7 protein-coding genes are annotated in these 14522 nt (G+C 29.1%); 4 read left to right on the forward strand and 3 right to left on the reverse strand.

What is annotated here, in order from left to right; translation table 11 throughout:
* Positions 1-56: 56 nt before the first annotated feature.
* From Q0733_RS01085 to Q0733_RS01100, 4 genes are read left to right on the forward strand one after another with little or no spacing between them, the layout of a single operon-like run.
* Positions 57-1007 (forward strand): D-2-hydroxyacid dehydrogenase, encoded by a 951-nt coding sequence (locus Q0733_RS01085; protein WP_298777879.1) that lies wholly within the window; start codon positions 57-59, stop codon positions 1005-1007.
* A 33-nt stretch (positions 1008-1040) separates the two neighbouring features.
* Positions 1041-1700 carry a YggS family pyridoxal phosphate-dependent enzyme gene (locus Q0733_RS01090; protein WP_298777882.1) on the forward strand — a complete coding sequence of 220 codons (660 nt, stop codon included), beginning with the start codon at positions 1041-1043 and terminating at the stop codon, positions 1698-1700.
* Between the two features lie 18 nt (positions 1701-1718).
* Positions 1719-2798 (forward strand): exonuclease domain-containing protein, encoded by a 1080-nt coding sequence (locus tag Q0733_RS01095; protein ID WP_298777886.1) that lies wholly within the window; start codon positions 1719-1721, stop codon positions 2796-2798.
* Positions 2799-4751, forward strand: a complete 1953-nt coding sequence (locus Q0733_RS01100; RefSeq protein ID WP_298777888.1) for a hypothetical protein — start codon at positions 2799-2801, stop codon at positions 4749-4751.
* Positions 4752-4785: 34 nt separating this feature from the next.
* On the opposite strand, the gene Q0733_RS01105 is transcribed toward Q0733_RS01100, so the two are convergent.
* The 3 genes from Q0733_RS01105 to Q0733_RS01115 form a co-directional block, all read right to left on the reverse strand.
* Positions 4786-7068 carry a TonB-dependent receptor plug domain-containing protein gene (locus tag Q0733_RS01105; protein ID WP_298777890.1) on the reverse strand — a complete coding sequence of 761 codons (2283 nt, stop codon included), beginning with the start codon at positions 7066-7068 and terminating at the stop codon, positions 4786-4788.
* 864 nt (positions 7069-7932) lie between these two features.
* Positions 7933-10650, reverse strand: coding sequence for a S8 family serine peptidase (locus Q0733_RS01110; protein WP_298777893.1), 2718 nt, complete (start codon positions 10648-10650; stop codon positions 7933-7935).
* Positions 10651-11364: 714 nt separating this feature from the next.
* Positions 11365-14073, reverse strand: a complete 2709-nt coding sequence (locus tag Q0733_RS01115) for a S8 family serine peptidase (RefSeq protein ID WP_298777896.1) — start codon at positions 14071-14073, stop codon at positions 11365-11367.
* Positions 14074-14522 lie beyond the last annotated feature (449 nt).

Raw genomic sequence — 14522 nt, forward strand, 5'->3', positions numbered from 1 at the left:
ATCAAAAAAAGTTAAGGCTTAACTAATTTGGTTCTTTATAGCTTAAAAAATATAAAATGAAAATATTAGCAAACGATGGAATTTCACAAGATGGAATTGATATTTTAGAAAGTAATGGTTTTGAAGTTATTTCAACAAAAGTAGCACAAAATCAACTTGAAAATTATATTAACGAACATAATATTGATGTAATTTTAGTAAGAAATTCAACTCAAGTTAGGCAAGAATTAATGGATGCATGTCCAAGTATAAAACTAATTGGAAGTGCTGACATTGATATGGATAATATTGATATTCAATATGCAGAGGATAATGGTTTGCATGTAATTAATACCCCTTCTGCAACTTCTAACTCTGTTGCTGAACTAGTTTTTGCACATTTATTTGGAATGGTTAGATTTCTTCACTCATCAAACAGAGAAATGCCATTAGAAGGAGATTCTCGTTTTAAAGAATTAAAAAAAGCGTATTCTCAAGGAATAGAATTAAGAGGTAAAACCCTTGGTATTATTGGTTTTGGCAAAGTTGGTAAAGAAGTTGCAAAAATTGGTTTAGGGCTAGGAATGAATATTATTGCAACTGACAACTTAGTAAAAAATGCTACGATTACTGTAGATTTTTTTAATGGTCAAAAAATTGCTATTAATATTGATACAGTTTCTAAAAATGAACTTTTAAAAGAAGCCGATTTTATTACTTTACATGTTACTGCTCAAGAAGATTATATAATTAGTGCTAATGATATTGAAAAAATGAAAGATGGAGTTGGTATTATAAATGCTGCTAAAGGAGGAATTTTAAATGAAGTAGATTTAGTAAAAGCAATTGAAAGCGGAAAAGTGCAATTTGCTGGTTTAGATGTTTTTGAAACAGAACCAGAACCTGCGGTACAATTACTAATGAATCCAGAAATTTCATTAACTCCCCATATTGGTGCAGCTACAAAAGAAGCTCAAGTTAGAATTGGTGTAGAATTAGCAAATCAGATTATAGAATTATTAGGATAATTCTTACACAAAATTTGCTTAAAAAAAAAAGTAATGATTGCTAAAAATTTACAACACATAAAATCTACTTTACCCAAAAACGTAACTTTAGTTGCCGTTTCTAAAACAAAACCAATAGCAGATATACAAGAAGCTTATAATGCTAATCAGCGAATTTTTGGTGAAAACAAAGTACAAGAAATGGTTGAAAAATATGATGCTTTACCTAAAGACATTAAATGGCACATGATTGGACATTTACAAAGAAATAAGGTAAAATATATGGCTCATTTTGTAGATTTAATTCACGGTGTAGATAGCTTTAAAACTTTAAAAGAAATTAATAAACAAGCTGAAAAACATAACAGAATTATTAAATGTTTATTACAGGTTAGAATTGCTAAAGAAGAAACAAAGTTTGGTTTTACTTTTGAAGAAATAACTTCTATTTTATCATCAAAAGAAATAATTGAATTAAAGAATATTGCAATTGTTGGTTTTATGGGGATGGCTACTTTTACTGATGATAAACAACAACTAATAACTGAATTTTCATCTTTAAATAACTTTTTTAAAATACAGCAAAGTCATCATCAAAAACTATCAGTTCTATCAATGGGAATGAGTGGTGATTATAACGTTGCTATTGAAAACGGAAGTACGATGATTAGAGTTGGTAGTTTTATTTTTGGTAATCGTAATTATAATATATAATTTTATAAAAAAAAGAATTTGTATACAATTTTAGATATAGAAACTACAGGTGGAAAATTTAATGAAGAAGGAATTACTGAAATTGCAATCTACAAATTTGATGGCTATAATATTATAGATCAGTTTATTTCTTTAGTAAATCCTGAAATACCAATTCAAGAATTTGTTGTAAAACTTACTGGCATAAATAATAAAATGCTAAAAAATGCTCCCAAGTTTTACGAAATTGCAAAACGAATTATAGAAATTACAAAAGACTCTATTTTAGTAGCACATAATAGTGCATTTGATTACAGAATTTTAAGAACTGAATTTAAAAGGTTAGGCTTCAATTTTGAAAGAAATACACTTTGTACTGTAGAATTAAGTAAGCAATTAATAGAAGACCAACCATCTTATAGCCTAGGAAAACTTACAAAATCCTTAGGAATACCAATTACAGATAGGCATAGAGCCAATGGAGATGCTTTAGCAACTATTAAATTATTTAAACTTTTATTAGAAAAAGATACAGATAAATATATCATTCAAAATTCAATAAAATACTTTGATAGAAGGTTAGAAAAAGAAAAATTAAATAATCTAATTAATTCAATTCCGCCAATATTAGGTGTGTTTTATATTCATGATACAAATGGAAAAGTAATTTATATTGGTAAAGGGAAAAACATTAGAAATGAACTAAATAACTTATTTTTAAAAGTTACAAAAAGAGCATTAAAAATACAAGAAAGAGCTATCTCAGTTTCATATGATAAAACAGGAAACGAGTTATTTACTCGTTTAAAATACTTTTTAGAATTAGAGAATTTATCTCCAAAATTAAATATTAGAAAGAAGTTTAAATTAAAAAACGAAGATTTTAATAGCGATAATTTTATCGTACATCATAAAGGAAGAGAAGTTGAAGAAAATGCTATTATACTTATTGAAAACAATGAAGTTTTTGGTTATGGTTATACAAACTTATCAATTCAAGAAAATCAAATTGACATTTTAAAAACTGTAATAACAACAATTGAACATAAAAAAATTGCAAAAACAATTATTAAAAATTATTTAAAAAACAATAAAGTTCTAAAAATAGTTAGATTTTAAATGAAAAGAAAAATAGTATTAACAATTATACTTTTTTGTGGATTATTAATGCACTCACAAAAAGAAAAATCTACTCACTTAGGTTTAACAACTATAGAAGAACTTAAAATGAATGTTTATGAAAAAGATACCACTGCTAATGCTGTAGTTTTATATGAACATGCAAATCTATACATTGATAAAGAAAATGATTATAATACACGAATTGATTATTATTATAGAATTAAAATATTAGACAAAACTGCATTTAATTTAGCAAACATTGTTGTAAATCTTTACAAGAAAAAAAGAGCAGTTGATTTTAGAGGAATTACATACAATCTAAAAGAAGGTAATTTTATACAAAAAACCTCTTTATTACAAAAAAACATTTTTACCACAAAAGAGAATGAAAAATGGACTTCTACAAAATTTACACTTCCTAATATAAAAGAAGGTAGCGTAATTGAATATACTTACAGCGTTATAAATCCTTATTTAGGTATTCCTGATTGGGAGTTTCAATCTGATATACCTAAAATAAAAAGTGAATTTAACGCAGCTGTATTAGGAAATTATAAATATAAAATTAGAATTGTTGGTTTTCAAAAATTAGATAAAAATAATCCAACAATTAAAAAAGACTGTGTATATATTGATGGCCTAGGTTATGGTGATTGTGCAATTTTTTCTTATGGTATGAATAATATTCCTGCCTTTAAAGAAGAAAATTATATGCTTAGTAAAAAAAACTACATGTCTAGACTTGTATTTGATTTAGAATCCTATCATAGTCCAACTGGTGAGATTATAAAATATACTACAACTTGGAAAGAGGCTGATAAAAAATTAAAAAAACTTTTTTTAAATAATCAAACAACAAAGAAAAATTACTTTAAAAGAAGAATACCTGAAAGCATTTTAAGTATCAAAAACAATTTAGAAAAAGCAAAAAAAGTATATTCTTTTATACAAAACCATTATACTTGGAACAATGAATATTGGAACAGTGATGATGAACAAGTTAAAGATGCTTATAATAACAAAACTGGATCAGCTAGTGAAATCAATTTATCTTTATATAATAGCTTAAGAGCAGCAAAAATTGAAGCAAGTTTGATTATTTTATCAACAAGGAATAACGGAATTCCTACGGATCTTTACCCAGTAATTAATGATTTTAATTATGTAATTGTAAAAGCATTAATTAATAATAAACCTTATTATTTAGACGCAACAAATAAATATTTTCCTTTTGGTGAAGTACCAGAAAGGTGTTTAAATGGCAGAGCTAGAGAAATTAATTTTAAAGAAAAAAATGATTGGATTATTTTAAAACCAAAAACAAAAGCAACTAAAACTAGTAGCGTTAAGTTAGAATTAACGGAAAACGGGGAATTAATTGGAGATTTAACGGTTAGAAGTAACGGTTTTTTTGCTTATAAAATTAGAGAAAAATTAAATAATCTAAGTGAGGATGCTTATATTGAAACTATAAATGACAATAATTCTTTTTTTGAAATAGATGATTATAAAGTTTTTGATAAAGAAGAAACTGATAAACCTTTAAAAGAAGTTTATACTGTTACAATCCCTTCAAATAAAAATTTAAGTGATAAAATCAGGTTAAATCCTTTCTTTTTTGAAAGAATAGACGAAAACCCCTTTAAGCTAGATGAAAGACTTTATCCTGTTGATTTTGGATATGCAAGAAAAAATAATTACTTATTAAAATTACAAATTCCAGATAACTACAAAGTAACTTTATTACCAAAAGATGTTGCTTTTTCTTTACCAAATAAAGGAGGTTCTTTTATTATGAAAACTGAGAAAAAAGAAAACGTAATCTCAATGCATGTACGAATGAGCATAAATAAAAGAAAATATACCTCTGAAGAATACTACAACCTTAAAGAATTCTACAATCAAATTGTAATTACTGAAAACTCTTATATCATATTAGAAAAAAAGTAATTTAATATTAAAAAATACCCCAACATTTTTTTTACTACCGATTTAAATTTGATGCTAAAAATAGTTTTCTAATTTTATATAACATTATTAAAATTGATATGTGATGGTTGCTTTTGCAAAAAAAGGGTGTTCCTGGTGTAAAATGTATTTCTTCTACTGAATTTAATTCATTTTGTAATCTACTTTCTGTTGCAAATTGTGTTTCGTTCCAAGAAACATCAAAAATGTTTTCTACAGAAATACCAAAAACAACATCCTTCAATGTATAATTAATATTTAAATCGCTTACTAAATAACCTTCTGCAACAATAGTATTATATTGATTTGCAGGTCTATCCGCTAAATATCTATAACGAAATCCCCCTGAAAAATTTCCTAAATCAGAAAAAGATAATCCCCCAGAAATTGTAAAACTTGGAGCTAAAGGAATATAATTTTCACCTACAATGTTTTCTATACTTCTTGCCCTTGTAAGTGTAGCATCTGTATCAAAAAAAATATTATCAGAAAACTGATATCTTAATCCTAAATCTAATCCAAAACGTTCAGATTTCCCTGATGGTTCTACAATACCCGCATCACCAACATATACAAACTCTTCTTCAGAAAACAAGTACCAAGCTGTTGTATTTAAGACTAAATTCTTGGTTGGCTTCCATATACTTCCAAAATCTAAACCGTAAGCTCTTGGCAAAATTTTATTGGCATTTTGCTGTAAAACAACTCTTGCATCGTTGGAATGAAATCCAATTCCTGATTTTAAAAACCATTGTAAATCACCATTCTGGGTGTACAAAAAGTTCAACTTCGGATTTACAATTGCTTTTGTTTCTGATAAAGTTTCAAAAGTTGAACTTAAATTATCAGTATATAAAAACTTAAAATAATCTAAACGTAGAGCTGGTGAAATTTTAAATTTTCCTATTTTAAACTCTGAATTAAAAAAGGTATACAAATTGATTTGTTTTACATCACCAAACTGAATTATTTCTAATAATTCTAATCTATTTTTAGTTCTTGACAACTGATTATCAGCAATTAAATCGTAACGAAAGCCAATTCCTTTTGTATATTTAGCTTCAACATTTTTATACTTTTTAGTATTGATAATTTTTGCGTTTATTCCAAAAATATCTCTATCTTCAAACTGTCTTATTTGATCTCCATTTATTGCGTCTTCTAAAAAGAAAGTGAAATTAGAAAACAATTCAAAATCATATTTTGAATAAAAAACATTTGCTTTAAAAATAGATTCATCAATTAAAGTTTTGTTTAACTGAACATTCAAATTTGTTCTTGAAGTATAGCCCCCTTCGGTATCATCAATTGCTCCAAAACGAGTAATATTACCATTTTCTACTTCTCTAACAGGTATTTGTCCTGATGCATCCCAACTACTTGTAAAATGTGAAGCAGTAAATGTTAATCTATCTTTTCCATTTAAAAAAGTATTGTACTTTGCAAATACATTTAATCTATTAAAATTTTGAGGAGACTCAAAAGCGCCATCAGTTTCTATATATTCAACAGCAACATATGCATCGTCAAGTTTACTATTATCTAAAAGGTTAAATATACCAACCGCTCTTAAAGAATTAAAATCTCCATAACCAACTGAAATCAAATTTTTATTGATATTAGTTTTTGTTGAATAATTTACATAACCTGCAGTATTAAAATCACCTTGATTTACATAAAAAGGTCCTTTACCAAAATCAATTTTATTGATAGTTTCCGGTATTACAAAATGTAAATCTGAATATCCTTGACCATGTGCATGAGAAACCATGTTTATTGGCATACCATCTACAGAAAGTGTAATATCTGTTCCATGATCTATATCAAAACCTCTTAAAAAAATTTGCTCAGCCTTTCCTCCTCCTGCATGTTGCCCAATAAATAAACCTGGTACTTTTCTTAAAATTTCTTGAGAGTTATTTACAGGGTTTAATTGTAAATCTACTCTTGCAATCGTTTGCAATACATTTATTTCTTTATGTAAAACCAGTTCTTCTAATTGAAATACTTTGGTTTCAAGAGTAATTATTATACCATTATCTAAATGCTCTTTTGTTAATTTTATGGTCTTTTTTTCAAACCCTAAAATACTAACTTCAATTATATTGTTTACTGCTATTTTTTGTAGTGTAAAATGCCCATTTTCATTTGTATGAGTATTAGAATCTTTACTTATACTTACTATGTAAACATTAACCAAAGGTTCATTAAATTGATCTAAAACTCGTCCTTTTAAATCTTGCCCAAAAGTATTGATACCGAAAGTAAAAATAAAAAGCAATATGATTTTATGTTTCATCTTTTTACAATTTTTGCAAACTTAAATATTTTTTCATTTTATTTTCTGTTAAAAGAACATAAATTACAAATACTTATTTTTTTAATCTTTATTATTTCTAAATAGCTGTAAGGCAAAGCATTACATAAATAATTAATACGCACCAAAGTTACACCTCTTTACTTGTTTGTATTTTCCTGAAAAAGGTTGACTAAAAATTAAACAATTAATTATAGTCACTTATGAAAACACAAAAAGAGCCCTGGCGAAAAAAAACCTATGAAAAAGTAACTTTAGAGCTTAAATTATTCGTCGTTGACCAAATATTCAGCGGTCAGATTTCCAATAATCAAGTTTCAAAAAAATACTGAAATGAGTAAAAACGATGAAATAAAAAAGTTAAAAAAAAGATTGAAGAACTTGAGTTCTAAAAAGACTTTTAACAGGTTATTATCGCTGATATGAAACTCATTACAGGAGTGATATCTTAAAAAAAGTCATTACCCAAAACATTAGTAAAAGAGATAGAGTTAAAAAAGAAAAAAGTTTACAAGACTATGGTTTAAAACAAACAATTAAAACACTAACTAAATTAGCAAAGAAGATAGTCAAAAAAACTGTCAATATTTATAATAACCTTCAACCACATTTTAGCCTTTATTAAAAAAACACATTATATCAATTAAAAGCGTAAAATAAATTAAAACTATATGACTGAAGTACTAACAACTATAATGTAAAAACTTGTTTTTACACACTTTAAAACCTAAATTATAATACTAATACACCTTAACAACCAAACTTACAGCAATACTTTTTAACCAAAAAGAGGCTACCCTTTACAGATAGCCTCTTTTTTAATAATAAATCTTTTGATTTTTTAGATTAATTTTTTAGTATTTTATGTGCTTTACTTTCAAATTCATTTGAAACTTTAAGTATATATATACCTGATTTTAAATTAGACACGTCTATTTTATCAACTCCTGTACCACTGTATACAACTTGACCATTTACATTTAATAATATTAAGTTGGTTTTTGAGGTAATATTAGTTAACCTCAATATATTCACCACAGGATTTGGGTAAATTTTTATATCGGCTAAATTAGGTTCTGTAATTTCACTTGCACTAGCAGTTATTGTGCTAGTTGTAGTTACATCATCTATTGTAGCGTCTTGACTGGCAGAGTTCGTTCCTGTAGTACAACCACTTATTTCAACATCATCAATATATACCCAATCAGAGTTTCCAGAAGCGTCACATCTAAATCTAAATTTGGTGGTTGCTGAAAAATCTCCAGTTATTTCAACAGAATCAGAATAGAACGTATTGTTTACAAATTCATCTGTAAGATTCCACTCTTCAAGCGTAGTAAAAGTGGCACCACCATCATCAGAGATTTGTAACCAAAAATCTTCATTGGCATTATCCATACTTCTTGTATAATAAGAAAAACTTATATTGATCTCTTCAAATGAAGAAAGATTTAAATTATCTGTAGTCATTACAGAGGTTTCAGTATTATCTCTCAACCTAATTGAATAAGATCCATTTGAATATGGTGCATGTTTCACATTTCTTCTTGCATCAGATCCGCCATCGTTCCAAATACCCCAACCAGACTCAAAATCATCAGAAGCTATAACAACATTGCTACACCCTACAGGAGTATTGGTACCTGTAGTTACAGATAAATCATCAATAGCAATATCACTCCTCCATCCACTTCCTGTGGTACCTACAATTCTTATTTTAACGGTGTTTCCTATGTAGTCGTTTAAATTTACATTTATAGTATTCCATTGGTTACCTTGATCTCCTGTGTTGCTCCATAATTGAGACCAACTTTGACCTTCATTACTTGAAACTTGAACAACTAGTGTTCCTATGTTATCTCCATACATGTGGTTTTTAAACGAAAAAGTTGCTGAAGATTTATTAGAAAAGTTAAAGCAAGGGCTTTCTAATATTGCGGTAGCATTACTCCCTATTTCTCCAGTACTACCATTAGTAGAAGCTTCTAAGAAGTGGTAATATGATCCTTCGTCAGCAGATGTTGGTCCAGTATTTGCAGATGGTGTACTTCCAGAAGTTCTAGACCAATCTCCATCATCTGTAGATACTTGGGTCCAGCCAGTACCAGATTCAAAACCTTGGTTGTAAGGATAGCTGCTTATTGTAGTGCTACAACCTGTAGGTGTAGGTGTAGGTGTAGGTTCTGTAGTGCCTCCAGCAGCTCTTAAAGCTGCTGCTGCATCTAACCTTCCAAAACCAGTTTCATCATCATAACCACTACTTCCTATATCTACAGCAGTATTTCTCATGATAGTTCTAATTTGATCAACAGAAAGAGAAGGATTTAGTGATTTAATTAGTGAACCTATACCCGCTGCATTAGGGCATGCGGCTGATGTACCTCCATACCCAAGAAAATATTCGTCTAAACTATAGCCATTAGAACCTACAATATCTGTGGTAGCAATTCTGATTCCTGGAGCAAGAAAATCCATACTATCTTGTCCTCCACCATAACTGGACCCCCAATTAGTGTCACCTTCGCAAGAAGTTGGTGATGTTCTAGTATTACAAGGGCTAAGAGCTCCAACGGCGATTACTGTAGAGTAGGATGCTGGGTAACGAAGCGTTGTGTTATTGTTATTACCTCTTGATGCAAATATTAATACATCAGAATCATAAGCGTATTTAACTGCATCCTGTAAATGAGTAGAATTACCAGTTCCTAAGCTCATAGAAATAACATCAGCACCATTGTTTACGGCCCAAGAGATAGCTCCAGGAATATTACCTGCGCCACTTAGATCATCATAAAATACTTTTATAGGCATAATCTTAGCGCCCCAATTTACACCAGCAATACCAATGCCATTATTTCCTTGAGCAGCAATCAATCCAGCGCAAGCTGTTCCGTGTCCATTCACATCAGAAGGGTCGTCGTCGTTATAAGCAAAGTCATAACCAGGAACCATTCTGCCTCTGAATTCAGGGTGTGTTGCGTCTACTCCTGTATCTATAACAGCTACAGTTATTGAGTTATTTTCACCTGTGTGTATGTCCCAAGCTGCCTCTAAATTCATGTCAGAACCTGCTATACCAACTCGGCTACCATCAGATTTTATTATTGTATTTCCGATATTGTTTGCACCCCATTGTTTATCGTATAAAGGGTCGTTTGGAGCTATATCTAGTTCAGCAATATAGCTAAACTCTACCAATTCAACATTGTCAAGACTTTGATATTCTTTCATGATAGATTCAATATTAGAGTTTTCTGGAATGTTAACTGTAATATATCTATCTAAATTGTTTGCTTTGGCTTTTTTAGGGTATTTAAAATTTTGTTTAAAAGTGTGTTTTACTTCAGAAGCTTTGACTTTCTGACTGACTTTATCAAACTGTTCAAGTCCAATTAATTCTTTTGCTGATCGTTTTGAACTTAAATTTATTGTTTTACTAGCAATCGCTTCAGGTTTTAGTAAAACAATAATTTCATTTGTTTTGTAATTCTTTTCGGGGCTGGTTTGGGAAAAACCCAAAATACTTACGAGGAAAGTTAGTAATAGTAAATAATTTTTTTTCATGATTAGTTTAAGTTTTAATTAATATTAGTTGCATAATTATAAATATTTTATGATAAAATAAAACAATACATTAGAATTTTTACTAAAATTATTAGTAATAATAATTCAAAGAGTTAATTTAATATAAAAAATATAATATCTTTTTTTAATAGTTTCTTTAATATAGGTTGTATTAGACGAGAATCATGTTTTTTTTATTTATAGTAAGCTAATGTTTTTGTTTTAGTAAATAGTTTTGATAGTAAAAATTAAAATGATCTGCAGTTTTTTTTCGATCTTATATAGAATTAAAATAGTAATTATATAGATAAATTTGGGTTAGATGGTTATCATATGAATACTATTGATTGGTAAGTTTAATGAAGAATATAATTAAATATTTGAAAAAACTACGGAAAGCATTCCAAATAAAACACCTTTAATAATAATTGTATTTTGTGTTATTTTTATTAGAATCTTATTAGTAACTAAGAGAGTAATTTTTCCTTTTGTTAGTTTGTGTTTTTTATCACTTCTTTAGAAAACATATTCTTGTAGATTGGCTTTAGAGTTAATGTGTTGTTGTTTGTTAAATGTTAAAATTCCAATCAATTATTTAGTTGTTCTATTAATTTTTAAGTGTAATAATTTACACTACTAGTATATTTTTAAATCAAAAGAGGCTACCTGTACAGATAGCCTCTTTTTTAATAATAAATCTTTTGATTTTTTAGATTAATTTTTTAGTATTTTATGTGCTTTACTTTCAAATTCATTTGAAACTTTAAGTATATATATACCTGATTTTAAATTAGACACATCTATTTTATCAACTCCTGTACCACTGTATACAACTTGACCATTTACATTTAATAATATTAAGTTGGTTTTTGAGGTAATATTAGTTAACCTCAATATATTCACCACAGGATTTGGGTAAATTTTTATATCGGCTAAATTAGGTTCTGTAATTTCACTTGCTGTAGCAGTTATTGTGCTAGTTGTAGTTACATCATCTATTGTAGCGTCTTGACTGGCAGAGTTCGTTCCTGTAGTACAACCACTTATTTCAACATCATCAATATATACCCAATCAGAGTTTCCAGAAGCGTCACATCTAAATCTAAATTTGGTGGTTGCTGAAAAATCTCCAGTTATTTCAACAGAAAATGAATAGAACGTATTGTTTACAAATTCATCTGTAAGATTCCACTCTTCAAGCGTAGTAAAAGTAGCACCACCATCATCAGAGATTTGTAACCAAAAATCTTCATTGGCATTATCCATACTTCTTGTATAATAAGAGAAACTAACATTGATCTCTTCAAATGAAGAAAGATTTAAATTATCTGTAGTCATTACAGAGGTTTCAGTATTATCTCTCAACCTAATTGAATAAGATCCATTTGAATATGGTGCATCTTTCACATTTCTTCTTGCATCAGATCCGCCATCGTTCCAAATACCCCAACCAGACTCAAAATCATCAGAAGCTATAACAACATTGCTACACCCTACAGGAGTATTGGTACCTGTAGTTACAGATAAATCATCAATAGCAATATCACTCCTCCATCCACTTCCTGTGGTACCTACAATTCTTATTTTAACGGTGTTTCCTATGTAGTCGTTTAAATTTACATTTATAGTATTCCATTGGTTACCTTGATCTCCTGTGTTGCTCCATAATTGAGACCAACTTTGACCTTCATTACTTGAAACTTGAACAACTAGTGTTCCTATGTTATCTCCATACATGTGGTTTTTAAACGAAAAAGTTGCTGAAGATTTATTAGAAAGGTTAAAGCAAGGGCTTTCTAATATTGCGGTAGCATTACTCCCTATTTCTCCAGTGCTATCATTAGTAGAAGCTTCTAAAAAGTGGTAATATGATCCTTCAGCAGCTTCTGTTGGCCCTGTACTTGCCGATGGTGTACTTCCAGAAGTTCTAGACCAATCTCCATCGTCTGTAGATACTTGGGTCCAGCCAGTACCAGATTCAAAACCTTGGTTGTAAGGATAGCTGCTTATTGTAGTGCCACATGCTGTAGGTGTAGGTTCTGTAGTGCCTCCAACAGCTCTTAAGGCTGCTGCTGCATCTAATCTTCCAAAACCAGTTTCATCATCATAACCACTGCTTCCTATATCTACAGCAGTATTTCTCATAATAGTTCTAATTTCATCAATCGAAAGAGAGGGATCCATTGATTTCATTAATGATGCTATACCTGCTGCATAAGGAGTTGCAGCTGATGTACCATTATAATTAAATTTATATTGAGCTAAATCATTATCTTTTTGTAGGTAGGTTGTGTAGATTTTGACTCCAGGTGCTAGAAAATCCATAGCATCTGGCCCTCCACCATAATTAGACCCCCACCATTCTTCGCCATCACAAGAGGTTGGTGATTTTCTAGTATTACAAGGGCTAAGAGCTCCAACAGCGATTGTTCTAGGATTTGAGGCTGGATATCTAGCTTCCGTACTATTTTGATTACCTCTTGCTGCAAAAGCTGGTACATTAGCTTCATAAGCATATTCGATTGCATTTTTTGTTAGAGTTGATTGTATAGATGAACTTAAACTCATAGAAATAACATCAGCACCATTATCTACAGCAAACATTATACCATTAGCAGTAGAACCAGTCTTTCCTTTACCGTCATCACCTAGTACTTTAATGGGCATAATTTTAGCCCCCCAATTTACACCAGCTATACCAATACCATTATTACCATCAGCAGCAGCGATTCCAGCACATTGTGTTCCGTGCCCATGAAAATCAGTAGTATCGGTGTTACCTTCTATATAATTGTAGCCTTCAACCATTCTATCACTGAATTCAGGATGTGTTCCTTCTACTCCAGTATCTAAAATAGCTATAATTACAGGATTGTTGGTTTTTCCTGTATGAATGTCCCAAGCTTCCTCTAAGTTTAAATCAGCACCTGGAGTACCTACAGTAGTACCTTCATCTATTAATCTTGCGTTTCCAGTGTTATTTGCAGCCCATTGTCTATAATATAAAGGATCGTTTGGAGCTATTTCAGCTTTGGTAATGTAGTTAGGTTCTACTAGCTCAACATTATCAAGGCTTTGATATTCTTTCATAATAGATTCAATATCAGAATTCTCTGATATTTTAATTGTTACAAATCTATCAAGCCCAAGTTTTTTAGCTTTTTTAGGGTATTTAAAACTTTGTTTTAAAGTGTAATTAACTTCAGTAGCTTTGACTTTTTGACTGACTTTATCAAACTGTTCAAGTCCAATTAATTCTTTTGCTGATCGTTTTGAACTTAAATTTATTGTTTTATTAGCAAACGCTTCAGGTTTTAGTAAAACAATAATTTCATTTGTTTTGTAATTCTTTTCGGGGCTGGTTTGGGAAAAACCCAAAATACTTACGAGGAAAGTTAGTAATAGTAAATAATTTTTTTTCATGATTAGTTTAAGTTTTAATTAATATTAGTTGCATAATTATAAATATTTTATGACATAATGAAACAATACATTAAAATTTTAATAAATTAATTAAACAATAATATCCTTAATAGTTAATTTGGTTATAAAAATTTAAAATTGCACTTTTTCATATTAAAAAAATAACAACATTTTATTTATATGATTCATCCAAAAAAAACATTACTTAATTATAAACATAATACACAAAAAAACAACGTAATTAAAGAATATTCAGAACCTTTTAAACTCAAAACTTTAGAAGAACTTAGATGAGAAAAGCTAAACAAATCACCACTTAAAAAACTCTTCGAAATTAACCCAACTACTATTAAGCAGTGGATTAAAAAATACAACCAGAGAGGCCCTATATGTACTAGAATCAAAGAAGAAACTAAAATAGTAAAAAAAAAACGTAAATCGTTACCTAA

The sequence above is a fragment of the uncultured Polaribacter sp. genome, assembly GCF_947500975.1.
Classification (GTDB): domain Bacteria; phylum Bacteroidota; class Bacteroidia; order Flavobacteriales; family Flavobacteriaceae; genus Polaribacter.